General features: G+C 49.9%; 19 protein-coding genes. 12 read left to right on the top strand and 7 right to left on the bottom strand.

Annotation, left to right across the window (positions count from 1 at the left end; translation table 11 throughout):
- The first annotated feature begins 54 nt into the window (after positions 1–54).
- The 7 genes from J2Y43_RS23315 (at position 55) to J2Y43_RS23285 (ending at position 8,844) form a co-directional block, all read left to right on the top strand.
- Positions 55–2,490: a TonB-dependent receptor plug domain-containing protein gene (locus J2Y43_RS23315; protein ID WP_309988894.1), complete on the top strand. Its 2,436-nt coding sequence runs from the start codon at positions 55–57 to the stop codon at positions 2,488–2,490.
- A 165-nt stretch (positions 2,491–2,655) separates the two neighbouring features.
- A complete protein-coding gene (locus J2Y43_RS23310) occupies positions 2,656–4,404 on the top strand; it encodes a tetratricopeptide repeat protein (protein ID WP_309988898.1) in 1,749 nt (582 codons plus the stop codon).
- Entirely contained in the window at positions 4,394–5,269 is an 876-nt protein-coding gene (locus J2Y43_RS23305; RefSeq protein WP_309988901.1) for a DUF4292 domain-containing protein, read from the top strand. Before J2Y43_RS23310 ends, J2Y43_RS23305 begins: the two co-directional genes overlap by 11 nt.
- Positions 5,270–5,334: 65 nt before the next feature.
- Positions 5,335–6,675, top strand: a complete 1,341-nt coding sequence (locus tag J2Y43_RS23300) for a murein hydrolase activator EnvC (protein ID WP_223406127.1) — start codon at positions 5,335–5,337, stop codon at positions 6,673–6,675.
- 261 nt (positions 6,676–6,936) lie between these two features.
- Positions 6,937–7,755, top strand: a complete 819-nt coding sequence (panB, locus tag J2Y43_RS23295; protein ID WP_106599455.1) for a 3-methyl-2-oxobutanoate hydroxymethyltransferase — start codon at positions 6,937–6,939, stop codon at positions 7,753–7,755.
- A 27-nt stretch (positions 7,756–7,782) separates the two neighbouring features.
- The gene (locus J2Y43_RS23290) at positions 7,783–8,514 is read left to right on the top strand and encodes an RluA family pseudouridine synthase (RefSeq protein ID WP_223406131.1); all 732 of its coding nucleotides are present in this window, start codon (positions 7,783–7,785) and stop codon (positions 8,512–8,514) included.
- A 6-nt stretch (positions 8,515–8,520) separates the two neighbouring features.
- On the top strand, positions 8,521–8,844 hold the full coding sequence (locus tag J2Y43_RS23285) for a DUF6787 family protein (protein ID WP_309988907.1): 324 nt from the start codon (positions 8,521–8,523) through the stop codon (positions 8,842–8,844).
- Positions 8,845–8,849: 5 nt separating this feature from the next.
- Here J2Y43_RS23285 and J2Y43_RS23280 read toward each other — a convergent pair whose 3' ends face one another.
- From J2Y43_RS23280 to J2Y43_RS23270, 3 genes are read right to left on the bottom strand one after another with little or no spacing between them, the layout of a single operon-like run.
- A complete protein-coding gene (locus J2Y43_RS23280; RefSeq protein ID WP_309988909.1) occupies positions 8,850–11,180 on the bottom strand; it encodes a CehA/McbA family metallohydrolase in 2,331 nt (776 codons plus the stop codon).
- 1 nt (position 11,181) lies between these two features.
- The gene (locus J2Y43_RS23275; RefSeq protein WP_309988911.1) at positions 11,182–12,645 is read right to left on the bottom strand and encodes a DUF5723 family protein; all 1,464 of its coding nucleotides are present in this window, start codon (positions 12,643–12,645) and stop codon (positions 11,182–11,184) included.
- Entirely contained in the window at positions 12,642–14,573 is a 1,932-nt protein-coding gene (locus J2Y43_RS23270) for an ATP-dependent DNA helicase RecQ (protein WP_309988914.1), read from the bottom strand. The genes J2Y43_RS23275 and J2Y43_RS23270 overlap by 4 nt, the downstream gene beginning before the upstream one ends.
- Positions 14,574–14,733: 160 nt before the next feature.
- Here J2Y43_RS23270 and J2Y43_RS23265 point away from each other — a divergent pair, with 160 nt between their 5' ends.
- Positions 14,734–16,203: a glycosyltransferase family 39 protein gene (locus J2Y43_RS23265; RefSeq protein ID WP_309988917.1), complete on the top strand. Its 1,470-nt coding sequence runs from the start codon at positions 14,734–14,736 to the stop codon at positions 16,201–16,203.
- A gap of 64 nt (positions 16,204–16,267) precedes the next feature.
- A complete protein-coding gene (dacB, locus tag J2Y43_RS23260) occupies positions 16,268–17,542 on the top strand; it encodes a D-alanyl-D-alanine carboxypeptidase/D-alanyl-D-alanine-endopeptidase (RefSeq protein ID WP_309988919.1) in 1,275 nt (424 codons plus the stop codon).
- On the opposite strand, the gene J2Y43_RS23255 is transcribed toward dacB, so the two are convergent.
- Together J2Y43_RS23255 and J2Y43_RS23250 are read right to left on the bottom strand one after the other, a co-directional pair.
- Complete coding sequence (locus J2Y43_RS23255) at positions 17,543–19,237, bottom strand: hypothetical protein (RefSeq protein WP_309988923.1); 1,695 nt, start codon at positions 19,235–19,237, stop codon at positions 17,543–17,545.
- Positions 19,238–19,283: 46 nt separating this feature from the next.
- Positions 19,284–20,300: a hypothetical protein gene (locus J2Y43_RS23250; RefSeq protein ID WP_309988926.1), complete on the bottom strand. Its 1,017-nt coding sequence runs from the start codon at positions 20,298–20,300 to the stop codon at positions 19,284–19,286.
- A gap of 93 nt (positions 20,301–20,393) precedes the next feature.
- Here J2Y43_RS23250 and J2Y43_RS23245 point away from each other — a divergent pair, with 93 nt between their 5' ends.
- Together J2Y43_RS23245 and J2Y43_RS23240 are read left to right on the top strand one after the other, a co-directional pair.
- Positions 20,394–21,335, top strand: a complete 942-nt coding sequence (locus tag J2Y43_RS23245) for a GDP-L-fucose synthase (RefSeq protein ID WP_309988928.1) — start codon at positions 20,394–20,396, stop codon at positions 21,333–21,335.
- 186 nt (positions 21,336–21,521) lie between these two features.
- Complete coding sequence (locus J2Y43_RS23240) at positions 21,522–21,995, top strand: Lrp/AsnC family transcriptional regulator (protein WP_015813234.1); 474 nt, start codon at positions 21,522–21,524, stop codon at positions 21,993–21,995.
- A gap of 122 nt (positions 21,996–22,117) precedes the next feature.
- Here the strand turns inward: J2Y43_RS23240 and J2Y43_RS23235 are convergent, their stop codons facing one another.
- Together J2Y43_RS23235 and J2Y43_RS23230 are read right to left on the bottom strand one after the other, a co-directional pair.
- A complete protein-coding gene (locus J2Y43_RS23235) occupies positions 22,118–23,614 on the bottom strand; it encodes a DUF4301 family protein (RefSeq protein ID WP_309988938.1) in 1,497 nt (498 codons plus the stop codon).
- Positions 23,615–23,702: 88 nt separating this feature from the next.
- Positions 23,703–25,988 carry a UvrD-helicase domain-containing protein gene (locus tag J2Y43_RS23230; protein WP_309988942.1) on the bottom strand — a complete coding sequence of 762 codons (2,286 nt, stop codon included), beginning with the start codon at positions 25,986–25,988 and terminating at the stop codon, positions 23,703–23,705.
- A 202-nt stretch (positions 25,989–26,190) separates the two neighbouring features.
- On the opposite strand from J2Y43_RS23230, the gene J2Y43_RS23225 reads away from it, so the two are divergent.
- Positions 26,191–26,535 carry a hypothetical protein gene (locus J2Y43_RS23225; RefSeq protein ID WP_309988946.1) on the top strand — a complete coding sequence of 115 codons (345 nt, stop codon included), beginning with the start codon at positions 26,191–26,193 and terminating at the stop codon, positions 26,533–26,535.
- Positions 26,536–26,737: the final 202 nt, after the last annotated feature.

Below are 26,737 nucleotides of genomic sequence, written 5' to 3'. Positions count from 1 at the left end.
TTTTGCAAGTTTATTTTAGGTAAATTGCATATATAACAAATCTTGATCAACGATATGCCGTGGAAAAAAACCTTCATCAACAGTGCATTACTTGCCGCCATTACATTACTTATCACAGCATTCCAATGGTCGGAAGAAGACTTCACTCAATTCATTTCCAACAAATTAAATAAATACCGTGGCGCGCGGCCCGTCGAAAAGGCCTACCTCCACCTCGACAAGCCCTATTACGTAACCGGCGATACGCTCTGGTTCAAAGCATATCTTACCGAGGGGTCGCTGCATCTCGCGGATAGTGCCAGTAACCTGCTCTACGTGGACCTGATCGAGCAGCGCTCGGGAAGGAATGCGGCTTTGAAACGTGTACAAATGACCGGAGGCGTTGGCCACGGCGAGTTCGTCCTCGCCGATTCGCTGGCGCCCGGCGCTTACACGATCCGCGCATACACCAATTGGATGCGCAACTCCTCCGAAGACTTTTTCTTCCAAAAAAATGTGTATGTATTTGATTACGAAGAATCTAACACGCCAAACACGGCTGGCAGTAAAATAGACCTGCAATTTTTTCCGGAGGGAGGGCAGCTGGTCGCGGACATCAACACCCGCGTCGCGTTCAAGGCTGTGAATGAAGCCGGACTTGCCCAGGATGTAACAGGTTTCGTTTTGGCCCAAAGTGGCGACACCGTTGCTTCATTCAAAAGCGAACATTTGGGAATGGGGCGGTTTCAGTTTGCACCTAAAACGGGGGAGTCGTACCAGGCATTTGTAAAGGAAAGCAATGGAAAAGTAACGCCGGTAGCATTTCCGAAATTACACGACACCGGCTTTACTATGCTGGTCGACAACCTGTCAAATCCATTCAAAATGAGGGTGATAGCCTATGCTAAAATTCCCGGAAAAGCAGAAATACCTGTCCACGTGGTGGGGCACGCGCGGGGCATTGTGGCATTTGTGGCAAAAGGAAAAGTCACTAACCGTGGATTAATGATGCAGCTCCCGACCACCGAGTTTCCCGACGGTATTACCCATCTCACGCTTTTCGACGACGCCGGTAAGCCCGTTTGCGAAAGGCTGGTGTTCGTGGACCATTCGAGGAGTTTGCGTGTCAATGTCAAGCCATCGAAGGCAGAGTACAAGCCGCGTGAAAAAGTCGATGTAGAGGTAACCGTCACCGACTCGGCAGGCAAACCCGTTGAGGCAAACATCTCGCTGGCGGTAACCGACGTCGGTCAGATATTACAGCAGCCGTTCGATCAGAATATCGCCTCCTATTTGCTATTATCTTCTGATTTAAAAGGGCTTATAGAACAACCTGCCTATTATCTGGACCCGACAAAACCACAGCGCAAAATCCACCTCGACTACCTCATGATGACGCACGGCTGGACGCGTTTCAAATGGGAAGACGTACTGAGTGACTCCATTCCGCCGACTAAAAGATATGTCGAGCAGGGTATCACACTCGAAGGCGATACCAAACGGAACAATAAAAAATTGACCGAAAAAACTGTGCTGTCGCTCTTTGTCAGCAACGATAGCCTCAGCAATTTCATGACCGCGGAAACCGACGAAAACGGTCATTTCACAATCTACAACCTGGCTTTCAGCGATTCTCTGCAACTTCGTTTGCAAGGGATGAACAAAAAAGGCAACCAGAACCTGTCTTTCACCCTTAATCCGTTCGATCCGCCACGCGCTTCTGTGGTGAAAATTCCTTTCAAACCCGTAACCGTCGATGCACAACGGCTGGCCGACTTTCTCAAAAATGCGGCCAGGGACCAGGAGATTTCTACAAAAATCCGGGAAAACCGCGAGCGGCTACTTCGGGAAGTTACCATTAAGGCCAAAAAAGAAGTACCCCGCGACTCCCGTAAACTTTACAGTTCGGCCGATGCGACCTTGAAAGTGACGCCTCAGATGTCTTCCGGCTATACAAGTATACTCGATATGCTCCAAGGCCGGGTTGCGGGCGTGTCGGTCATGGGATCGGGGATGAATGCGGTGGTGTCGATAAGAGGCAACAGAGGGGAGCCGCTTTTCGTACTGGATGGTATGCCGGTGGATAAGCAGCTGATTACCTCGCTGAGCGTGTATGATGTGGAGTCCATTGATGTGCTGAAAGGGGCGTCGGCTGCGATATACGGAAGCAGGGGCGGAAACGGGGTTATTTCGGTACTTACCAGGCGTGGAAATGAGAATTACGACTATTCGCAGGACATTGTACCGGGTGTGCTGGTGACTAAAATCGCCGGTTTTCACACCCCGCGTGAGTTTTATACACCTCAATACGGGCCTGCCAGTCCTCCCGCTCCGAATCCGGATTACCGGTCGACCGTTTTCTGGGCACCTATGCTCAAAACCGGTAGCGACGGCAAGGCCCGGGTAAGCTACTATCATTCCGATGCCGTCGGCGCCGCGGACATACACGTGGAAGCGCTAAGCCCCAGCGGGCTGCCCGGTTTCGGAAAATCGGCCTATCCGGTGCGATAACCATGCAATGGAGGCCGATTCAGGCATAAGATTATATGTATTTCCACGTTAGTATACTTATTTGCCAAGACATTTGGGCAGAGCATACTGACAAAATTTGGTAACTTTGTTATTTACACTGAAATAGCCGGTCATGACCACGATCTGATGGCGCACGATTCATATATGAGGACCGAATATTTGAAAATAACCCTTCTTATTTGCCTCGTATCGGCCTCCTGGCTGATGACGCCGGCCCACGCCCAGCGTCGGAAAGATCGTGACAAGCAGGAAGTTAAAGAGGATGGCGTCCTTACAAGGCTGGAAGGGGAGTCGATGGCCGCCGAGGGGATGAAATTCATGATGAAGGACGAGCCCGACCGCGCATTACCGGTGTTTGAAAAGCTGGCGCTCCTCAGCCCGCAGGACGCGACCGCGCATTACCTGGTGGCTACGGCGCTGGTCAAGCTCGAAAAATACGACGACGCGGTCAACGCCTCCAAAAAGGCGCATGATCTCGATAAAGAAAATATTTTCTATTCCCAGCAGCTCGCAGAACTCTACGCGAAACGCCGCAAATACTCCGAAGCCGCCCAGATTTATGAGACGCTGGTGGCCAAAAACCCGGAGAATATCGAGTATGGGATAGAATTGGCGGCCGTGTATGTTTTTGCCGACCAGTTCGACAAGGCGATCGAAACTTACAACAAGCTGGAAAAATCAATGGGTGTGACCGAAGAGATCACACACCAGAAACAGCAGCTCTATCTTCGCCAGAACAATCTTGACAAAGCATTAGAGGAAGGCAAAAAACTGATTGCGGCGGAGCCCGGGGAGGTTAGCTACCGCGTGGAGCTGGCCGAAATGCTGATCGCCAACGACCGCATTGTAGAAGCAGTTACGCCACTGGAAGAAGCATTGAAAATTAACCCGGACGAGGCGCAGGCGCACGTATTGCTGGCGGATATCTACCGCAGAAACGGCGATGTGCAGAAATGCAACCAGGAGCTGAAACAGGTTTTTGCCAACCCTAACCTCGACGCCGATCCAAAAATCCGGGTGCTATCGGGCTACCTGACGATGCTGAAAACCGAAAACGAGGTGAACGAGGCCGTTTCACTGGCACGCCAGCTCTCGGAAACACACCCGAACGAATCCAAAGCGACTGTTATTTACGCCGATTTGCTGACACGGCAGGGCAAATATCCCGAAGCACGGCAGCTGTACCTCAGGGCAGCAACAGCAGATCCCAATGTATTTCAGGTTTGGATCGCCATTATGCAGCTCGACGGCCAGCTCAATCAGCCCGACAGCATGCTGGTGCATTCGGAAAAAGCATTGGAATTGTTCCCGAATCAGGGCATGTTCTGGTATTTCAATGGGACGGCGAATCTGATGAAGAAAAATTATAAGGAAGCCACTTCATCTCTCGAAGAAAGCCTGAAAATGATCGGCGAAAATCCCCAGTTGCTGCCTTTGATACACGCACAACTCGGCGACGCATTCAACGGAATAGGCGATCACGATAAATCCGACGCCGCCTATGAACTCGCATTGAAAGCTGACCCGGACAACGATCACGTCCTGAACAATTACAGCTACTTTCTTTCTTTGAGAAAGGAAAAGCTCGATCTGGCCCTCAAAATGTCGGAAAGGCTGGTGCAGCAGCATCAAAACAACCCCACTTACCTGGACACCTACGCCTGGGTATTATACATTCGTAAAGACTACAAAAAAGCCAAGGAGTACCTCGAAAAGGCAATGCTCGACAGCAACGGTGTGAGTGGCACAATTGTTGAGCACTACGGGGACGTCCTGTTCAAACTGGGAGAACGGGACAATGCGGTGGCCCAATGGAAAAAAGCCAAGAGAATGGGAGAAACCACCGAACTTCTTGACAAAAAAATAGCAACAGGTGCATTACATGAGCAGTAAAATTACGGTCGGGCTGGTAGCCATATCTCTGATGTGGTTCACAGCCTGTCACAAACCACGTTCTTCCAAAAGTGTTTCCCAAAAGCCGGATATCGATACAACCCTGATTACCAGGGGGCCGGAGCCAAAAGATACCATAGCCGCAGATACCGCCGCAGCGGATACGGTGGCGGTAGTGCCCGATGCGGGCGAGCCGATGCCGGCGGTAAAAGTCGCCGAAGTCGATTTCGATTACCTGACAGCCAAATCCAAGTTTTCTTTCAAAAGCGCGAAGCAGGATTTCGATAATACTAATGTGAATATCCGGATGAAAAAAGACAGCATTATCTGGCTGTCGGTGACCGGTGTGGGACTGGAAGTGGCGCGCGGCATTATTACGCGGGATTCCATTGTATTTATGGACAAAATTCACCGCGATTACTTCGTTTTCAATTACGACCAGCTTAGCAAGCAATATAATTTCGACCTGAATTTTGATCTTCTGCAATCGGTGATCATCGGCAATATGCCATTCGAAATGCAGGAAAATGGCCGTTTTGTAAAGGAAAATGACTTTTATGTCCTCAAACAGGCCGTCGACAGGCTGGAAGTGGACAACTACATTGCCGAAAAAAATCAAAAGCTCTCACGCCTGAAAGCAACGGAAGTGCCTACACAGAACACTTTTACGCTGGATTACGAGGATTTCCGGGCGGTGGGCAGCTTCCTTTTCCCGTTCATTAGTCATATCAACCTGAACGTGCTTTCCAAAGAACAGCAGAAACTCGAAACAACCATGCGCCTCAAACACAGCAAGGTGGAATTGGTAAACCAAAGTCCCGGTTTTCCGTTTAATGTTCCTTCGAGCTACAAGCGTAAAAGGTAAAATACAGAAAGTCTGCTTAACTTTGCCCGCCGTGAGATGTATTTTTGGCCGCAAGAATCAATATTATGCCCTTTCGTACCCCTGGTAGCCGTCGTTTTTGGTTAGTGCTTACATTCGTGCTTTGTGCATGCGCAGGTGCATTTGCGCAGAAGACCCGTGAGCAATTGGAGCGGGAAAAAGCTGAAAACCAGGGCAAGATCAGGGAGATTCAGAGCATCTTGAAACAGACTTCTTCCCAAAAGAACGTCAACCTAGGCCAACTGAAAGCCCTGAACCAGCAGATTAACACCTACAAAAAGCAGATAGACCTCCTTACCGACGACCTGGAAATCCTTGACAGGGAACTAAGAGTGCTCGAAAAACGGCGCCAGTCGCTGGATAGCAGCCTTGCGGTGCTGAAACAGGAGTACGGTCATATGATTTATGAGGCGTCGAAACGGAACGCCTATTTCAATCAACTTGTTTTCCTGTTCTCGGCGGGCACTTTCAACCAGTTTGTGCTCCGGTACAAATACTTGAAACAATATACCGAGGCACGTCAGGGCCGGGCCAAAGAGATTGATGCTTTGCAAAAACAAGTAATGGCTGAACGTCAGCGCATTACTTCCAAGAAGAATCAGCAGAAAAACGTGCTGGACACACGTGTTACCGAAAATACCAAGCTGGAAGGCCTGAAAGTGAAACAGAACGAGGTGATCCAGGAACTCTCGTTGAAAGAAGTTGAGCTGAGGAAGCAAATTGCTGAAAATAAACGCGCTACCGACCTTTTGGAAGCCAGTATCCGCCGCATTGCCGAGCGGGAACGCAAAGAACGCCTCGAAAGGGAACGTCGCGAGCGCGAGGAGCGTGAGGCGCGCAGGAAGGCTGAACGCGAAAGAATTGCCCGCGAGAATGCCGAACGGGAGAAAAAAGGAGAAGCAGCAGTAGAAGCGCCGAAAGAAGTAGAAGAGGAGCCGGTCGTTTCGAGTGGTATGAGCGAAGAAGAAACCACATTGGCCTCGTCGTTCACGGCTTCGCAGAATCGCCTTCCGTGGCCGGTAAAGGGCTTTGTATCCAGCCATTTCGGCCAGCGCCCCCATGCCGTTTTGAAGGGTGTGATGGTGGATAACCTTGGAATTGACATTCAAACGACCGCCGGGGAGTCGGTGAGGTCGGTTTATGACGGAACGGTGCTTGACGTAACCGAGCTGCCCGGAATGGGAAGCGTGGTAGCGATCCAGCATGGGAATTATATGACGATTTACGCCAAAATGGCCGGTGTGGCTGTACGTGCCGGACAAAAGGTAAAAGCACGTGAAAATATCGGCCGGGTAGCCACCGACAGCGACGGCACCTCGGAATTACAATTCCAGATCTGGAAAAATACCTCACGACTGAACCCCGAAAACTGGCTGATACACCGGTAGCGTTTCTACTTGGCTGTGACGTCTTGGGAAGGAGAGTCAAGAATAGTCAGGCGTTGTCAGGAATAGTAGAACAGGTAATTTGTAGTCAGGAATAGTCATTTATTGTTAGGGGTGTAATTTACCATACCTGCAAATTCTCCTCCCAATTACACATGACAGCATCTGACCATAAATGACCACACTTGGCCACTCCTGACAATACCTGACTACAATGACCACACTAGACTTAACGATTTTCGATTACCATTACCGATAACCACCATGTCTGTACATACTGCTGATATCAAGCGCATTACGACCCACGTGATTCAGGAAATGAAGAACCGTGGCGAAAAAATAACCTGTCTTACCGCCTATGACTATTCCATGGCGGGAATCGTGGATGCAGCCGGCGTTGAGCTGATCCTGGTGGGCGATTCTGCTTCCAATGTCATGGCTGGTCACGAAACGACTTTGCCGATCACGATCGATCAGATGATCTATCACGCATCTTCCGTAGTGCGTGCTGTGAAACGTGCATTGGTTGTCGTGGATTTGCCGTTTGGCTCGTACCAGGGCAATTCCCGCGAGGCATTGAACTCTGCGATCCGTATTATGAAAGAATCCGGCGCACACGCTGTGAAGCTCGAAGGCGGGTTGGAGATTAAAGACTCAGTGACGCGCATACTAAGTGCGGGAGTGCCTGTAATGGGGCATTTAGGGCTTACACCGCAATCTATTTACAAGTTCGGGACTTACACCGTCCGCGCGAAACAGGAAGCCGAGGCGCAAAAACTGATCGAGGATGCCAAAATGCTCGAAGAAGTGGGTTGCTTCTCGGTAGTACTCGAAAAAATCCCGGCGAAACTGACCAAACAAGTCTCTGAAAGCATTCAAATCCCGACGATCGGGATCGGTGCGGGGCCTCATGCCGATGGCCAGGTGCTCGTGATCCACGATTTGCTGGGTATCAACAAGGAGTTCAAACCGCGCTTTTTGCGCCATTATGCCGATTTGAATGGCGTTATGACCAACGCCATCACCAATTATATTTCAGATGTAAAAGGAAGGTCATTCCCGAACGAATCGGAATCATACTGACCTTTTAAAAAGTATTAAACTAATAATATGGCTAAAAAACCTTTTCGGGTTGTTTACGAAGATAATCACCTGATCATCGTCAATAAGGAGCCGGGTATTCTGGTTCAGGCCGATGTTACCGGCGATACGTGCCTGCTCGATATGGTCAAAGACTATATTAAGGAGGAATATAACAAGCCGGGAGCCGTGTTTCTCGGCACTGTACACCGCCTGGATCGCCCCGTGAGCGGGCTTGTGGTGTTCGCACGCACCTCTAAGGCGCTCGAACGCATGAACGAGATTTTCCGCAAACGTGACGTTCAGAAGACCTATTGGGCCGTTGTGAAAAACAAGCCTGCCGAGAAGAAGGGCAAGCTCGTGCATTGGCTTACCAAAAACGAGGCCCGCAATGTGACTACCGCCCACGACCAGGAAGTACCCGGCTCGCAGCGTGCAGAGCTTTCATACCGCTGGATCGGCGAGATCAACAAGTTCCATTTGCTGGAAGTAATGCCCGTCACCGGCAGGCCGCACCAGATCCGCGTACAGCTGGCATCGATGAACTGCCCGATCCGCGGGGATGTGAAGTATGGTTATCCCAAAGGCAATCCGGACGGCAGCATCAATTTGCACGCAAGGAGGCTTTATTTTGAGCATCCGGTTAAAAAAGAGCCGGTTATCTGCCGCGCGGGCGTTCCAAACGATGCCTTTTGGGAAGAATTCTTAACTTTGGATAAAGAGGTGATCAAACCCGAGCACCTGGATTTCTTTCATGAATAATAGCCGATGATCGAAAAACTGAAACAGCGCTGGAACGTCCGGAATGGGTGGGATGTACTCATTATTCTGGTCGTTTTCGCCTGTACCGGTTTTTCGGTCCTCTACGTCAAACGCTGGCTTTTCGAGCTGATCGGGCTGACCGAAAATTCCCCGGCCTGGCTCCGCTGGTCGGTGAATATCCTCATCATCCTGCCGCTGTACCAGGTCATATTACTAGCCTGGGGCTGGATCTGGGGCAAATTCAACTTCTTCTGGGAGTTTGAAAAACGGATGTTCAGCCGCATAGGCGGGTTATTCCGCTCCAAAAAGGCCGAAACTACGCCTGAATAACCTTCCTATTTGCTTCCGCCGGCTATTAGCCCGCGATATACTTTCCGCGCCTTCTCATAAGCCTCAGCGGCTGCTTTTCGCTCTTCAACGCGGATATTCGGCTCCTTCATTTTCCAGCACTGCTCCAATGCCGCCAGGCACCATTCCGCACTCTGCTTTTCGGCGATAGCCTGGTTATCGATTTTTATAAAAACCGGATTTGAATGCGAGCTGGGGTAAATGCGCACCGCCAGCCACCCCGACCGGGCTATTTTGGGCGAAAAACTAATGTCCGTCAATTTTCCATCTGCCTGTACCTCAACGGTGTCAACAGGCACTCCATTAAAAATCAGTTCCGCCCTCACCGTCCGTGATTGGCGTATCCGCGACCGCTCGATGTCCCAGTAAGGCTTTTCCGTAATGGGCGACTTGGCTATTTTCTCTCCCGCGCCATCCTGTTTTTCGGGCAAATAGGCGGCGATTTTGGCCGATACTTTCACATTACCCGGTGCTTTCATCAGTACTTCGCTATCGCCCGTGCCTGCCTCCATACCATTGACGTTAAAATCCATAATGTGCGATTTCCCGTCGGAAACGTAGCTTCGGCCCAGTTGCAGGGCCTCCACGTATCCGTTGTAATCCATCGCATTCTTAGGTTTGAAATAGCTCCGCGCCTGGCCCACGCGCGCGTCGGTGATGCACGGGAAGTCGGTTTCTCCGCTTAGCCTCGTTTTAAAGCCGCAATTGAGCGTGTGGTAGTACATATTGAGCTCCCAGGGTGCGGGAGTATCGCCAGCGCTGAAAAAGTCGATCAGACCGTCGGTAACCGTCACCACGTATTCATTCGCACCGATCCCGTCCATCTTGGGCGTGATGTAGTTGGGAAGTTTGTTTGTCGCTTCCATCGGCTCCAATCCCCAGCCTGAGTGCGCATAGCCCACTACGCCGCCTTGCGATTTGGCCCAGGAAAGTACCGGCGCGGTCCAGCTGGGCCATTGCTCAATGGTGGTCGTACCGGGATAATCATCCTCCTTAATCCTCAGCAATACGATATGCCCCGCATGTGACGACGGAAAGCCCGAAACCTCCACATCGTTACGCATGACCGTTTTGGGGGCCGACAGCGGGTGGTCCTTACCCGTAAAAAACGTTTTCTGATGGTACCAGCTCGGTCCCCAGGCCAGATTCGCCGCCATATTTAAATCCTCCCCCAGCACCTGCCGGAACATATCTTTCGGATCGACGCCCTCGGTGGGGCTATCGTAATGGCTGCAACCGGCGGCATGAATGTGGTGGTCAGCACTAAACCAGCCGAGTTGGGCAAGCTTGATCCACCTTTTCAGCTGAAAATCTACCTTAATGGCCTCCCTGCCTTCCGGAACGACGATTTCCTTCGTCTGCGGAATGTACTCGGGCCCGCGCGTGTACGTGACCTTGTATTGGCCGGGCGGCAATGTCACATGCTCGCCGCTTTTTCGGTAAATCTGAGGTTGGAAAAAGAAATCGGGATATTCGTCGAAGGCGGCCACACGACGGGATGGCAGCGGGTAAATACCTTTAAATTTGCCGGATGCATGCTCTTGCCCGTCGGTGATCAGGAAGGAAGCCATAGCAGGCGTTCCATCGTCGTCTTTTACATCAAAACTGACTTTTACGGCAGGCTTCGCATCAAACAAAATATGAGTGGAATTACGGAAACCAATGTCCTGCGAGCCCTGGCCGGCGTTGTAGGCGATTTCGGCTTCCCGCTTGCCCGCATCTTTGGAATAGATCTGAACCACGGCATATTCAAGCTTCAAACCCGACAAATTTGCCTGCAAAGGCCGTCCGGCATAAATCTGAATATCCAGAAACCGATTAGCAACCTGCCCCTCGGTCAATTCATGCTCTTTTTTGACCCTGTGCTCGAAGGAAGGAGAATGAAAAGGCTTCTGTGCGTTCGGGCTTGTGGCTTCGAATTTGGCCGTAATACCCGCCTCATTATGGATTTTAACCAGAAAAGCCGTCCAGCCGCCCTGTACCAACACCGCTTTCGCAGCTCCGCGGTCAACTTTTACACGCCCTTCCGGGTTGATATGGACCACATTCAGGCAATAGGGATCAAGAATGGCCTGGATCTGCGTGACGGTTTCTTGCGACAACGGGCCGCGTTCCAATGCTTTCAGCTTCGCGGCATCGGCAGCTTGCAGCGCATTGCCCGAAAACGAAAGGGCTTCCTGCAAACGCATCGCCTGCGCCAGCAAGGGCTGCGGCTCCACATCGGCGGCGACAGGCTGATGGGTGTGCTGATCGTGCTGCCCGAGCAGCATCAGTGGGAAGAAAACTGCTAAAAGGAGTAGGGCAGACGATGTTTTCATATCAATCCTTGTCTTTTTTACGAGATGCCTTCCACGCGGTGAACCCGATGTACATCATACTCCCGCGTGCCCCGCCGCTTTTCATCAGGCCATTTACATTGCTGAAACCGAGGAATACCGGCCCAAAATGCCCGGCAAGACCGATTGAAGGCCTATTATTTCCCTGAATGAAAGAAATCGGGAACGAAAGGCCGGAATCTTCATCTTCGAAGCGTGGCGTAATGATAAAAGTATTGGGCACGTACATATCTAATGACTGCCGACCATCAGACAGGCTGCCAGTTGATTGCTTACCACCTCCGCTAAGACGGCTCGTATGCGAAATGTTCAGGAAGAAACCGTGGAAAACCTGCAAATCAGCTTCGAGATTGAGGGCTTGGGGCAATTTCGCCTTCTGGGCCAGTATGGAGCTGGTATCGCTCGGGAAAAGGCTCATAAACCCCTCAGGACCACGGTCGCTGATCGTTTCCAATTGCGTTTGGCCCACAACGACATCGCTATGCGTCCCTTTCACAACCCTCGAATCGCCCGTTTTGTATTTTACAGAGCCAATATCCGTCAATGAGCCCGCAAGCCGGATCAGATAATCGGGGCTATCGTTATAAACTTCCTTGCGGTCCTTCCAAACCGAGCCGATTTCATAAGAAAAACCAAGATCATACCCCCAGCCGGAGCCATATTTGCCCGAATCGAACAGGTTTCCGACACTCATTTTGCGATTGGGCGTGCTATATCCGCTTTCATAGGTCAAATTATCGATTTCAAGCTGACTCACATCCGGATTGCTGCTGCTGACAGGATTAATGCTATACCGATCCGCATTTCCTTTCAGATAAGCGACACGCGCCCCAAAGACGCGTTTTACCGTCACGCCGACGCGGAATTTATGCCCTTCGATATCCAGTAGCTGGGCCCCGTAAGAAAAGCTCAGGTCGGAAAAACTCTGCTGGACGAGGCTGAAATCGCCCCAGGCTTCATCGGAAACCGACGGTATACTGCCCGTATCGAGCCTTTTCGTGTACAAATTATCGATGGCCGAGGGGATATTCCGCCCGACCACAAAGCCGCGCGTGCGCAGCTGCACGGCCACACCGTGGTATTTACCCAATGCAAATGATACCGACGGCCAGCGGATCTCACCGGCCAGGAAAATAGGGTCCTTATAGGTAAGCGAGCCCATCGTACGCGAGCGCCCGTAAAGCTCTTTCGTGGAATGCGGTGCCAGAAGGGGATACAGGAATGAGTTTTCCCCTATGAAACGGAAATAGCGGTATTTGATGCTGCCGCCGAGCGTAAGGACATTGATCTGAAACTTATGCCGTGGCCCGCCGAGCACCGACGGGTTGTAGGTCGACCGGTACAAGCCGCCGTAGTTACTGAATTGCAGGCCTGGAATCTGTTGAGCGACAGCGCATTGCACAGCCATCAGACCGCATAGTGTTGTGGTAAGTAATGAGGTTTTCAAGGTTGAGTTTTGTTAGTCGGGGTCAGCATTCCCTGTTCGTTGTAATGGATCGCCTCCTCCTGGATTAGTTCTTGTAATGCTTTCAGGAACATATCGCCGGGCAAATTTTCAAATGCCTGGCTAAGTTCCGCGGGCAGCATTGGCCCCTCACGATGCAATTGCGCGATGATCCGCTCGGCCAAATCGGCGTCACCGATGGCATCGCGCATCGTCTCATTCTTTCGGTTTTGGATGCATATATCGCACACATCGCATTCCTCCGCATCGTATTCATGAAAATATTCCAGCAAAAGCAACGTACGACACCGTTTGGTATGCGACGCGTACCGGATCACGGCCTGCGCCTTTTGCAGGTCGCGGTCTTTTTTCTTTTGTATTTCAAAAACATTCAGCGGCAGTAAAGAAGAATCATAGCGCGGTGTCAGAAATGTGAGCTGGGGCTTGTCTCTCCTTGGCTCGTAGTCGATGATTTCGCGTTCGGCCAGGAATTTCAGTTTCCTCAGGATCTCGGGTACATTGGCAAAATGGATCTGCGCCAGTTCCGTTTCGGAAATGCGCACGTACTCGGTAAAAAGCTCCCCGCCGTACATCCGCAAGATCAGTTTGATAAACGAATCCATCTCCTGATAGCGTATCTGAAAATCGTACAATTCCCGGTTATCGACCAGGAAATGGATTTTGGAAGAATCGCCGAAACTCTCGCTGAGCTGCACAAAGCCTTCTTCTTCAAGCAGTTTCAATGCATAATGGGTCTCATTCACCGGCAACCCGAATATTCCGGCGAATTCCTGAATATCAAAATCAAAACCTGATAACTCGCCGGCACCGATCGCTATCTTGTAGTAGTTCGCCAGCGCCTGGTATACCCGCCGAAGCATTTCCACCGGCGGATATTTCCGCTCGATGCTGTCCATGAGCTCTTCCAGGTCGATTTTATTAAAAAGCGCCACGGCATAGGCTTTCTTTTCGTCCCTTCCGGCACGGCCTGCTTCCTGGTAATAGGCTTCGAGGTTATCGGGCAAATCGAAATGGATCACCGCGCGCACGTCCGGCTTATCAATACCCATCCCGAATGCATTGGTGGCCACCACAGTGCGAATGCGGTTCTGTATCCAGGCCGTCTGCCGCTCCGAACGGTCCTTGAAAGGCAGGCCTGCGTGGTAGCTTGTGGCCGAAATTCCCTGGCGGTTCAGCCAGTCGGCAAGCTCTTTTGTACGCTTGCGTGTGCGAACGTATACTACCCCCGTTCCCTGCACGTTCCGTAAAATTTGCAATAATTTGCGCTCTTTGCTTTCCTCCGCGAATGCCGAATAGGAGAGGTTGGCCCGCGCGAACGACTGCTTGAACACCCGCGCATTGCGCATTTCGAGCTTGTCGAGAATATCGGCCCTTACCTCCTCGGTAGCGGTGGCCGTCAGCGCCATCACCGGCACTTTGGGCAAAAGCTTACGGAAATCGGCGATGAGCAGGTAGGAGGGGCGGAAGTCGTAGCCCCAGGCCGAAATACAATGTGCCTCGTCGATCGCGAGCAGGCACACCTTCATACGCTTAGTGCGCGCAATCATGATGTCCGTACGCAAGCGCTCGGGCGACACGTACAGGAACTTCGTATTGCCATGAACGCAATTATCCAGCGTAATATCGATTTCCGTCTTGCTCATCCCCGAATGGATCGCAGCGGCGGGTATATGTCTGCGTTTGAGCTGCTCTACCTGGTCCTTCATCAGGGCAATGAGCGGTGTTACCACAATGCAAACACCTTCCGAAGCCATAACCGGCACCTGAAAACAAATGGACTTCCCACCGCCCGTAGGAAGTAGCACCAGCGCATCCATACCATTCAGGACTGCCTGGATGGCATCCTCCTGAAACGGCCTGAAAGCGTCGTAACCCCAATATTGTTTCAGGACAGACCGGATATCAGTCATCAGAATGCATTTTGCGGTGTGGTAATCAGATTTTGCAAAGTAATTGCATTAGGCGCGTTATCGAAAGCGGAAAACCGCACGTTTGGTAAAAAGAAACGCCAGGCAGGTATTCTATCAGGCACAAAACCCGTTATTTAGCGACAGAATTTCACTCCGCATCATGATTTTTTCTTCCGGCAAAAAAGAAAGCTATGCCACATTGCTTCCCTGGCTTTTTACGCTGAGCTTCATTCTGATCACTTTTCTGCCGCGTTCTGTGGACGACACGATGTTTATGGACGGCGTAACCTACGCGGCCATCGCCCGCAATATGTCTGAGGGTATCGGCTCATTCTGGCAGCCGTTTTTCGCGCATTCATTTTGGTTACCCTATGACAACGGCCCTTACTTTTCCGGGCATCCGCCGCTGCAATTCGGGCTGCAGTCCGTTCTTTTCAGAATTTTCGGCGACACGCCCGCCGTCGAAAACGGCTATAACTTGCTGATTTTGACCGGATACATTCTCCTCGTCGCCAAAATCTGGCAAAAATTGCTCGACCCTGCGAGTCCATTCCGTGCATTTGACTGGTTACCTGTCTTGTGTTGGTACACTGTCGCCATTGTCTATTATAGTATTCCAAACAACTTTCTGGACAGTACCATGGGGCTATTTTGCCTGGCCTCCTGCTATTTTCAATTATCATATCTGAAAGAAGAATCTGCTCAAAAGCAACGTACATTGTGGCCGCTCCTGGCCGGCATTTGTATTGTGCTGGCGTTCTTAACCAAAGGCCCGGTAGGGCTCTATCCGCTCGCATTTTCGGCGATTTATGCTGTTTCCACACCTTCTTACGGGTTTTCAAAGGCCTTCCGGCCGACCTTCATCATGCTAACGGCGATCGCGTTGGGCATCGCAGGCATACTCGCGTACACACCGGCTCGCGAGTTCATGACGACCTATTTCAATGGTCAAGTGGTGCAGGCATTGCTGCAAAAACGCGAAAAAGCCGGCATCGGCTGGGCAGCCCATTTCACATTGGTGTGGGAACTCCTTCGAAATCTGTTGCCGCATTTGATCGCATGTGCAATTTTGTACGTATTATCCTTCGGTTTTAAATGGAGCATTCCCCGTGACAAGGCTGTCTCCGAAAATGTCCTCCTGACCGCACTCGTAGCTGCGTCAGGCATTGTACCTATGCTGGTGAGTATCAAGCAATATCCGCATTATCTTTTGCCGGCGCTGCCTTTCGTGGCGCTGCTGTTTGCACTCCTGCTGGTGCAGCGCATCGCTTTCATTATGGCACACAAAAAGCAATTGATAACCATCGCGTTGAGCATCGGCGTGTTGGTATGCTGGGGTGCTACATTCCGGAAATTGGCCACCATTCCGCCTGATGTTCATTCGGCCAATGCGAAACAGCTACGTACACTGGTACCGTCAGCAACTACAATCGGAATTTGCCACGATTTATTCCAGCGAGCCGACATTCACGCCAACTTTCAGCGCTATCATCATTTATCGCTTTCCACCGGAATCGACTCCCTGAAGTACGTCCTTGCCGACTCTGCATGCTTGTCGCAATTTGACCTGAAACACGACAGCATCGTGCCATTGCATGGCGGCTACCTGCTGATTGTTCAAAACCCTTGACCGGCGATCTTGCCAATACAGCGAAAATATTATCTTTGTTTAAAGTTCATTTTAAACTGTTTCCATGCGCACGCTGCTCTTCTTCATCAGTATTGTTGCTCTGTCGGGCTGTTCGGCCTCCCACTATCTGAAACGCGAAATCGACCGCTCGGCGGTTCTCAGCCAGCAACATACGGGCGTTTCCATTGCACGCATCGGCGATCAGGAGTCGCTGGCCTCGTATCAGGACAATAAGTATTTCGTTCCGGCATCCAACACCAAATTATTCAGCTTTTACGCGGGCCTGTCGGCACTCGGCGACTCCATTCCCGGCCTCGAATACCTCGAATGGGGCGAGCTGCTTATCATTCGCGGCACCGGCGACCCTTCGCTATTACATCCCGATTTGCCGCACAGCAAGGTTTTCGACTTTCTGAAAGGCCGCAAAGACCAGATATTTTTTACACCGTTCCATTTCGAAAATAAACGTTTCGGCCCCGGTTGGGCATGGAGCGATTACAACGACTACTACCAGCCCGAAGTGACCGCCATGCCGATCTACGGCAATATTGCGCGTTTCAAAAGCACGCCTGCTGGGCAATACCGGGCCTATCCGCGTTTCTGGCAGAAGGCAATGGTGCAGGATACGGCCGTTTCAGGGATTGAGAGAGAGGAATTGCAAAATGTCTTTCATCACTCAAAACTATCAGGCTCACAAGGCGTTACCAGGGACGTTCCCGTTCACATGACCGACCAGGTAATGTTGCAGCTATTGAGTGATACGTTGAAAAAGGAGATCAAACTGATCAACATCCCGCTGGAAATTGAATTGCAGACGGTCAATAGCATTCCTTCGGACTCGCTGTACGCACGTATGATGCAGGTGAGCGACAATATGCTTGCTGAGCAGCTCATGCTGCTTTACGCCACTGCTAACAAGCTGCCGTTGAGCACCGAAAAAGCCATTGCACATACCATAGAGCATCATTTGTCCGATTTGCCCGATAAGCCGGTTTGGAAAGATGGCTCAGGATTGAGCCGCTATAACCTTTTCACCCCACGAACAATGGTGGCTTTGCTGCAAAAGATCTATGCGAAAGTACCGCAGGAAAGATTATTCCAAATATTGCCGGCGGGAGGGAAGAGCGGGACATTAAAGAACCTTTTCAAAGAGGAACCTCCTTTTATTTTTGCTAAAACGGGCAGTTTGAGCAATGTATATAACCTAAGTGGGTATTTGATCACAAAAAAAGGTAAAATACTGGCTTTCAGCTTCATGAACAACAATTTCACCAAGCCTACCGCCGATGTGCGCAAGGAGGTGGAACGCATTCTGACCGGCGTCCGCAACAAATACTGATCATTCTTTTTCCTCCCAGGTACTCCCGGTGCAGTAAATGGTATTGCGCCCGTTTTTACGGACGAGGAGGAAAATCTGATAGAGACCAGGCTCGACATTAGCCTTGTGAAAACTCGCGTTTACACCTTTATTGAAATACATCCCGCGACGGATAGTCGTTTTCAGCGGCACGGAAGCCTGGTTGGGCTGCGCTGCGTATACGTGCTCCGTTGATTTCAGAATCACATATGCACCATCCGAATAGTCTTTTTCGGGTTTGAAAAATTCCTGGTGAAAGCCTACCACAATGTGATCTCCAAGCTGCCCGACTTCATCCGGCGGATAAGTTTTGGCGCAGGAAACCGAATCTGCCCGCGGGTTCCAGTTTTCAGCCAGCGGGTCGGCGGAACGGTAATAGGAGCGGATTTTTTCAAAATGCTGCTGGTCCATCGAAAACATGCGGAGACCCAGCCAATCGACATTGTAACGCGCATTGAACTCCTGCGCAATAGCTGCCCGACGGCCATTTACCGCTTCGGCGAAGTTGCCGTGCAGCAATACGAGGTTTATTATAATGGCGGCCAGCAGCATTCCCGGAGCCAGTTTTCTTCGAGTCGCGTTTTGTACGACAGCCAAAAATCCGAAGTATAAGGCAATGCACCAGAGCGTCGAATACATCCGGTAGCGTCCTTTAAACATCCCTTCAAACGTGTCCGTAGGAATGCGTTTGTATGTGAGGGCGAGGGCCGTAATACCCGTAAAAATCGCAATAGCAAGCGCAAAAAGGGCTGTTGGATTGGTGTAGCGCCCTTTCAGCCAGGTCGAATTCCAGAGTGGAATGTATTGTTTGCGGTATAAAAAAAGCAATGCGGCGATCATCAGCATTCCCATCGCCACGGCAATGTACAATCCGGATGTGGGCGTTCCGTAAGCTGTAAGCGTTGCCCACGAGCCGATAAACCCGAAGAACCCGAAGAAGCCTTCCTTTACCTGCTGCGGGTTCGAGAAATCAAGGTTTTGAGTGATCGGGGTGAAGTCGATGAAATAAATGACTGCGATAACAAGTGTCGTCGCCAGAGTGATAAAGAATTGTTTGCGGTAACCTCCGAACAAAAATAGCAGCCCGATCACAGGGAAAACCATCAATCCATTGCCGTAAGTAAACGTGGCCGCAACGGCGAAAAGCAGCGAAACGGCAATCCGCTCCGGCTTGTAAACTGCAAAATAGAGCGCAGAAAGCACAAACAGGATCACCCCGAAATTGCAAAGCGAACTTACGCCCCAGAAGATGTTTTCAAATGACTGGATATTGAACCACAGCCACATAACCGGCACAAAATACCATATGGAAAGCCGTAAATGCCTGAATGCGCAATAGAATACCCATGCGCAAAGCGCCCAGCAGGTGTTTGCGATCATCATCGGCCAAACCAGGTTGACCGTACCGAATGTGTTTTCCAGTAACAGGATTACCGAGCGGGAGAATACCAGCCGGTGCTCGGGAAAAAGCGTCGTCAGCAGCTTCCATTTACCTGCCAGATCCGCTTTCGAAAATTCGGGAATAATGCCCAGGATAAGGATATCGTCGAATGCCACGTAGTTGACATTCAACGCAATGACTTTGAATACCCAAATATAAATCAGAACGGGTACCAGGCCCAACAAGCATGCCAGCCAGCTTTTTTCTCTGACAAAACGGAGGAAGGATGAAAACATGCGTGCTAATTAAGCAGGTGAGGCGTGATTTTCAACCATGCGCTGCCTAATTTTCGGTTTCCTCCTCTTCAGCGGAGGCGCGGGGATCTTTGGTATGATCGTATACCAGTTTGCCTTTGTCGTCCCATTCTCTGAGAATAAACGGCTCAAAATCCTCGTCCCAGGCAGTTTTCGGATATTGAATTTCTTTCTTGCGCTGGCGGCGAAACTGGTAGTATTCCACCCAACGGCCTACTTTTTTACCCGAATCATATTTCCCATTCGCAGCAAGCTGGCCTTCCTTATAAAATTGCAGATACTCGCCTTCCACCTCTCCAAATGCGACCGGCATTACCTCTTTCACTTGCGTGTGCGCGGAGTCGTAGTAAGTAATGCGCGATTCGGCGGGGAATCCCCGGTTCCAGACAGCCTTGTCGATCAGGTTATATTTGGTATCATATTTCACCCAGCGGCCGTCTTTCACACCCATATAGTAGTAGCCTTCCTCGATCAGGTTTTCGCCGCTATACTTTTTATAGGAGCCGTGGAGTGGTAATGCCTGCGTCTTGTCTTTAATCACCGAAGAGCTCAGTTTTCTGGATTTCTTGTCATACCATCGCGTTTCGGTAGCCCGCACGTACTCATTCAAGGGCTTATATTCTTTCAATACATGGAAATTCTCCACCGTAGCGCGGTCGCCGCTGCCGTATTTGACGGACATGCTCTGCATTGGAATACCCTCATATTGTACTTTGGCAAGACGCGCCTTTTCCTTTTTCGCCTTGCGGTCTTTTTTCTGGCTCTTATATTCTTTTACCCGAAGCCCCAGGTCGGGGATCGTTTCGCCGAACAGGGTGGAAAGGTTGGTGGACTTGCCCTTACCGCCCGGCACCGAGGCGCCAACCACCGGATCCAGGCCCGAAACGAACGATTTCAGATCATTGGAACGTGCTGCTGTATCTTTTTTCACCTGCTCTTTGGGTAGCCACGACGGGGTAGAGGCGTCCTTCTGGCCATTCTGGGCCGAAACGGAAACCGACAGACAGATTGAAAAAAAGCCGCAGACCAGTGCTACTCTTTGCATGTATATAGAATTTTTCTTCAGGGCAAGATTGTTACTTTTGTAACGAATTGGTTTTTTCTATATTGATTTCCAAGACAAATTTAAAAAAACACCGTGGAAAAAAGCGCTAAAATTTATATTGCCGGGCATAGGGGAATGGTTGGATCCGCTATTCTCAGAAAATTGGAAAAAGAAGGTTTCCACAACATTATCACCAGAACTTCATCAGAGCTTGATCTCCGCAATCAGGCCGACGTGCGGGCATTTTTTGAAGCGGAACGCCCTGAATATATCTTTCTGGCCGCTGCCAAGGTAGGCGGCATTATGGCAAACAATATTTATCGCGCAGAGTTCCTGAACGATAACCTGCTCATCCAGAACAACGTAATCGACAGCGCGTACCGCACCGACGCCAAAAAGCTCATGTTCCTCGGATCGAGCTGCATTTACCCCAAACTGGCGCCGCAGCCTTTGCAGGAAGATTCGCTGCTCACTGGCCTTTTGGAGCCCACCAATGAACCTTACGCAATCGCAAAGATTGCGGGTATTAAAATGTGTGAGGCTTACCGCTCGCAATATGGATGCAATTTCATTTCGGTGATGCCTACCAATTTGTACGGACCGAATGATAATTACGATCTGAATAATTCGCACGTGTTACCGGCGATGATCCGCAAATTTCACGAGGCAAAAGAAGAAGGAAAGCCGTTTGTAGAGCTCTGGGGTACAGGATCGCCGCTCCGCGAGTTCCTGCACGCCGACGATCTGGCTGCTGCTTGTTATTACCTGATGCAAAATTACAATGAGGCCGGCTTCCTGAATGTAGGTGTAGGCGCGGATGTTACCATTAAGCATCTGGCAGAAATGATCCGGCAAGTGGTCGGATATGAAGGGGAAATCAAATGGAATACCGATAAACCGGACGGTACGCCACGGAAACTGATGGACGTAAGCAAGCTGCACGCATTGGGCTGGAAGCACACCATCGACCTCGAAGAAGGTATTACCCGGACTTACCAGGATTTTCTCGAAAAAATAGAAACATATGCTGTGTAACCAGTATGGTTGAAGCGGGTTACATTTGGTATAGCCTAATATTTCAATACTAAAATCCTATTTCACCCACGATAATTCTATTTTTAGACAAAATTTCAGTATAATATTACAAGAATCTTCGGGAAACTAATTAGTTTTGCGCCGTACCCTAAATGGGCACGTCATATAAACCTTAGTCATAGAGAAATGTCGGCCATTATTAAGTTAGATCAGATAGACCGCAAAGTACTGGAGATTTTACAAACGAACGCGAAGATAACCAACGCTCAACTTTCCAAAGAAATAGGGCTTTCACCCGCTCCGACGCTGGAACGTGTGAAAAAACTGGAACAATCGGGGATCATCAAAAGCTACCACGCACAGCTTGAACCTGAGAAGGTTGGATTGGGCGTAAGCACTTTTGTTCAGATTTCACTGGTTGGGCACCGTAAGGCAGTTACGGAGTCATTTGTTGAGAAAATTCACGCGATTCCCGAAGTCATTGAATGTCACCACATTACAGGAACGGGCGATTTTCTGCTTCGTGTAATTTCCAAAGACATCAGCACTTACCAGAAGCTGATGCTCGAAAAAATCAATGAGATCGAAGAGGTTGCCAGCACACAAACGATGGTGATCCTGTCGACTTTCAAAGAGAGCAAAGTATTACCGATACCTTGATGCTAGGAGTTTAAGGTTCAGAGTCTAAGGTTGAAAGCTCTTATAAACTTTAAGCTCATGAGCTCAAATAAAAAATGGTCGGAAGTGATTCCGACCATTTTTTATTTGGTATGCATTCAAACCTATTGATGTTGCTCGCGAAGCAGATCGTTCACCGTTTTCACGGGGTTGAAAGTAATCAGCGGCACTTCTACGAAAAGCGTATTCCAGTCGGCCATAGAGCCATTCCACAAGCCTGGGAGCTCCTGTGCTTTCAGTTCCTTTCCGTCTTTAGATTTGCCTGTAATAAAGCCGGTTAGCGGATCACGGAATTTTTTCAGGTCGTATAGCTCGCCTTTTTTGTTCTTCACAGCACACACGAGATCCACCGGGTTGAAATGCGTCGAATTCTTGAAAATGCTGTTCTGGTCGGCATTATCTACATCCACCTGCGCCGATTCCACGATTTGCAGCGACGAAGAACCATCGGCATTCTCAGCCCAGAAAGGTCCGCCGCCCGGCTCTCCTTGGTTTTTCACCATCCCGCATGCACGCAACGGGCGATCGAGCTTTCCTACAAAATATTCTTTCTTCTTTTCGTCGCTCCACGATTCAAAACCGGCCGGTGGGATCACGCAAAGTTCATTGCGGAAAAAGCCATCGAGTTCTGCGAGCAATGCCGCATCCGTGCTTTCGGCGAGCTTATCGAGGTAACCGAAGATTCTCTTCTGATATCTCAAAACGATACCCGCCAACGCCTTTTTATAAGTAATGGTGTCGCCTTTAATGCGGTCAGGAACGACGTTATCGATGTTTTTAATGAAGATAATGTCGGCATCGAGCTGCCCGAGGTTTTCGAGCAATGCACCGTGACCGGCAGGGCGGAACAATAACGAATCGTCTTTTTCGCGGAAAGGCGTGTTATCGAGATTCACCGCGATGGTGTCCGTCGAGCTTTTTTGTTCTGAGAAAGAAACAATGTAGCGAACGCCGTATTGCGTCTGATAGCTTGGCAGCACTTCCACTACGAGCTTTTCAAACTTATCGCGGTGCTCCGGAGAAACCGTGAAGTGGATCTGCACATTGCTGCCTGCATTCGCATATTTGGCGCCTTCCACCAAATGCTCTTCCAGCGGTGTGCGTGAGCGCTCGGTATAATTATGGAATTTCAGCAAGCCTTTCGGCAACTCTCCGTAGCCTAATCCCTTGGCAGTAAGAAAGTAAGAAGCTATCGTCTTTTCATCGGCAGACTCGATTTCGTAACCATCTGCCTCCAGAGAAGTTTTCAGGTCTTCGTAGAATGCAAAATCTTTCAGCTTAGCAAAGAACTCGTCTACCGATTTGTCCTTCTTATCTTCCTGCAAAAAGCCGAAAAGCGATTTGAACATCCGCGTAGCCGCACCCGAAGCCGGTACGAATTTTAAAAGTGCAATTTCCCCATCGGCGGCACTTTTATCGAACTCACTGATTACCTGTGCGATCTCTTCATCCGTAAGCCTGATAATACCGTCGCCCACCGTGGCCGCCTTTGACAATTGCAAAAACGGAAAGCCCTTTTCAAAATAGCGGACTTGCTCTTCCACCACGCGTAAATCGCTTCCTCTTTCCTTTATTTGTTGAATATCGTTTTCAATAAACATAATGTATGGTTTTAATCAGTGAAGTTTAGGGTAAGATTTATTACAAAAAAGCTTGGAATTTTAACAACTTCGTCAATTTTTCCCGCATTTATTTCAGCACCCGCAACTTGGCGAAGCTGAGAAGCAGCGTTTTTTCACCCACGAGGTCGAACTTGACCGTCGCTTTTCTATCGGTACCATTGACGTCCATTTTGGTCACCACCCCGAAACCGAATTTCAAATGCTCTACCTTATCACCTTCGGCGAGATCGAACGTGTCGGTCGGTACGAAATCGGCGGACGGCACGTGGCTGGTAGCAGCGGTCGCAACCGGCCTGGCCTCTGTTTTCCGTTGTACCAGGTTGCGCGCGAAAGTCGTTACTGGAGGTGTTGTATCGCGCTCCAGCGCGCTCTGCACCATTCTGTTCACATTCAGATACTTCTGATCTACTTCCAGCAGAAAACGGCTCGGTTCGCACATTTTCAGGCGGCCCCACTGGTAACGGCTCTCGGCGTAAGAGAATGACAATTTCTTTTCCGCGCGCGTGATGGCCACGTAGAAAAGCCTTCTTTCTTCCTCCAAATCCTGCCGGCTTTCCAGCATCATCTGGCTCGGGAAGAGGTCTTCTTCCAGCCCCACAATAAATACATTTCTGAATTCCAAACCTTTCGCCGAGTGGATCGTCATCATCGTCACCCGGTCGTGGTCGTTATTATCGTCCGGCTCGTCGGCATTCGTCAGAAGCGAAACGGATTGAAGGAACGCACTAAGCGATTTATCCTCCGTTTCGTCACTATCGACAAATTCCTTGATACCATTCAGCAATTCCTGCACGTTTTCGTAGCGCGAAAAACCTTCTACGGTCTTATCTTCATATAATTCACGCAGAATTCCGGAGGCTTTGGCAATGTGGGAAGAAATTTCGTAGGCATCCTTGCCTTCTTCAACGAGGATTTTGAAGCTCTTGATCAGCGTAGCGAACCCTTCGATAGGAGCAATAGAGCGCCCGGAACCAAACTGGTTGATATTCGCCACGACATCCCAGATGGCCACATTATTTTCCGAAGCTGTTACCGCAATTTTGGCCACGGTCGTATCACCAATGCCTCTTTTGGGTAAATTAATGATCCGTTTGAAAGCTTCTTCGTCCCGCTGGTTCACTGTAAACCGGAGATATGCGAGCAAATCCTTGATTTCTTTCCTTTGGTAGAATGATTGACCGCCGACAATGCGGTATTTAATGCCCAGTTTCCGGAGCGCTTCTTCAAATGAGCGGGACTGGGCATTGGTGCGGTACAAAATCGCAAAGTTCTCGTTACGAAGCGATTTCTGCATTTTCTCTTCAAAAATCGCCGTTGCCACCAACCGGCCTTCCTCATTATCCGAGCCGGCTTTGATCACATCGATCAGCGAGCCTTCCTCATTAGAAGTGAAAGTATGCTTTTCGAGCTGCGACTTGTTCCGGGCAATCACCGAGTTGGCCGCGTTCACGATCGTGCTTGTGGAGCGGTAGTTCTGTTCCAGCTTAATCACGCGCACATCGGGGAAGTCCTTTTCAAAATTGAGGATATTCTCGATGTTCGCGCCGCGGAATGCGTAAATACTCTGCGCATCGTCACCCACCACGACGATGTTCCGGTGAACCGCCGATAACTTCCTGGTAATGAGGTATTGGGAAACGTTCGTATCCTGAAACTCATCCACCATCACGTGCTGGAACTTATGCTGGTACTTATATAATACGTCGGGGAAATCGCGGAAAAGGACATTGGTATTGAAAAGCAGGTCGTCGAAGTCCATGGCATTGGCCTGGAAGCAACGTGTTGCGTACGTTTTGTACAGCCTGCCGATCTCCTTCATTTTGGCGGCATCGTCGTCGGCCTGGATCACTGCATTATTAATGTAATCATCCGGGGAAATAAGCCGGTTCTTCGCTCCGGAGATGCGGTTGAAAACCACATTGGCCTTGTAAACCTTGTCGTCGAGGTTATATTCTTTAATGATACTTCTTAATAATGACTTCGAATCGTCGGTATCATATATAGAGAAATCGCTGGTATAGCCCAGGTAGCGGGCCTCGATGCGGAGTATTTTGGCAAAAACGGAGTGGAAAGTACCCATCCAGATGTTCCGTGCCTCGGTACCGACAGCGCCTTCGATCCGGCTGCGCATTTCGCCGGAAGCTTTATTGGTAAATGTGAGGGACAAAATACGGAACGGATCGACACCCGTCTCGATCAACCGCGCAATGCGGTAGGTAAGTACCCTGGTTTTCCCTGAACCCGCGCCCGCAATGATCATCAAGGGGCCATTTCCGTGCAGCACAGCCTCCCGTTGGGGCTCATTCAAGGTCGAGAGATAATCGTTGTGGTTCAAAGTTGTATGCTTTTCCAATTACTTATAATATATAGCAAAAGCCAAAGTTAGGAAAAACCGTCAAAAGCATCCTGAATCTCTGGGCTTGTAAGAGAGGCCCTTTCTAAATATTATTCCGCGATCAGAACATAAGGTGTGCATTGTTGGTTAATTAGCAACAATTTCAGATTTCATCATATATATAGGGCATCGCCCGCATGCGCACAGACTAATGAGTACAATGAATATAGAAGACCAACCACTGGAAGTACAATGGGAACACCTGCTGGGGCAGCTGGAAGAAATGGTAGGCAAGCGCCCCGGCGATTTGAACGGCGTCCTATTTTTGATAGGTGTGCAGGAGTTGGGGCAGGGTGCGAAGCGATTTTCGAAGGAACAGAAGCAAGACCTGATGCATATAGGTATATGCAAAGTGCTAAGCCTGTCGTCCTATTATAGTCTTGAATACACCGACAAAGATGGCTGGCCTCATTACAAACTGGAACGCGCACTGCCTCCTGGCAATCTTTTGAAGCAAGAAGCGCTTTTGAAGATGCACGTGATCGAGTACTTCAAAAATTTGTGAAAAAATTACGGACCGGTAATTTCTGGTTATCAATCGGTTGCCGAAAAGTGAAAAAGTTTTTTTACAATTTTTTGCTGTCTGCGCTTGCATCTTAAAAAAGAACCTGCCACTTTTGCACTCCCAATCGGGAATAACGGTAGCGAAAACGGTCGCTGCCACGAGTTCTGGGAAGCCGGAGCAAGGTTCTTTGACATGATGAAGA

Origin of the sequence: Dyadobacter sp. BE31 (assembly GCF_031457695.1) — a bacterium.
Lineage (GTDB): Bacteria > Bacteroidota > Bacteroidia > Cytophagales > Spirosomataceae > Dyadobacter.
This window is presented reverse-complemented; position numbering and strand designations above follow the sequence as displayed.

Bases quoted from the DNA above. Each gene is read 5' to 3' on its own strand.
- J2Y43_RS23240 (WP_015813234.1), top strand. From the start codon at position 21,522: ATGTCGGCCATTATTAAGTTAGATCAGATAGACCGCAAAGTACTGGAG.
- J2Y43_RS23225 (WP_309988946.1), top strand. From the start codon at position 26,191: ATGAATATAGAAGACCAACCACTGGAAGTACAATGGGAACACCTGCTG.
- J2Y43_RS23310 (WP_309988898.1), top strand. From the start codon at position 2,656: ATGAGGACCGAATATTTGAAAATAACCCTTCTTATTTGCCTCGTATCG.
- J2Y43_RS23315 (WP_309988894.1), top strand. From the start codon at position 55: ATGCCGTGGAAAAAAACCTTCATCAACAGTGCATTACTTGCCGCCATT.
- J2Y43_RS23270 (WP_309988914.1), bottom strand. From the start codon at position 14,573: ATGACTGATATCCGGTCTGTCCTGAAACAATATTGGGGTTACGACGCT.
- J2Y43_RS23235 (WP_309988938.1), bottom strand. From the start codon at position 23,614: ATGTTTATTGAAAACGATATTCAACAAATAAAGGAAAGAGGAAGCGAT.
- panB (WP_106599455.1), top strand. From the start codon at position 6,937: ATGTCTGTACATACTGCTGATATCAAGCGCATTACGACCCACGTGATT.
- J2Y43_RS23300 (WP_223406127.1), top strand. From the start codon at position 5,335: ATGCCCTTTCGTACCCCTGGTAGCCGTCGTTTTTGGTTAGTGCTTACA.
- J2Y43_RS23255 (WP_309988923.1), bottom strand. From the start codon at position 19,237: ATGTTTTCATCCTTCCTCCGTTTTGTCAGAGAAAAAAGCTGGCTGGCA.
- J2Y43_RS23250 (WP_309988926.1), bottom strand. From the start codon at position 20,300: ATGCAAAGAGTAGCACTGGTCTGCGGCTTTTTTTCAATCTGTCTGTCG.
- J2Y43_RS23280 (WP_309988909.1), bottom strand. From the start codon at position 11,180: ATGAAAACATCGTCTGCCCTACTCCTTTTAGCAGTTTTCTTCCCACTG.
- J2Y43_RS23285 (WP_309988907.1), top strand. From the start codon at position 8,521: ATGATCGAAAAACTGAAACAGCGCTGGAACGTCCGGAATGGGTGGGAT.
- J2Y43_RS23305 (WP_309988901.1), top strand. From the start codon at position 4,394: ATGAGCAGTAAAATTACGGTCGGGCTGGTAGCCATATCTCTGATGTGG.
- J2Y43_RS23265 (WP_309988917.1), top strand. From the start codon at position 14,734: ATGATTTTTTCTTCCGGCAAAAAAGAAAGCTATGCCACATTGCTTCCC.
- J2Y43_RS23290 (WP_223406131.1), top strand. From the start codon at position 7,783: ATGGCTAAAAAACCTTTTCGGGTTGTTTACGAAGATAATCACCTGATC.
- dacB (WP_309988919.1), top strand. From the start codon at position 16,268: ATGCGCACGCTGCTCTTCTTCATCAGTATTGTTGCTCTGTCGGGCTGT.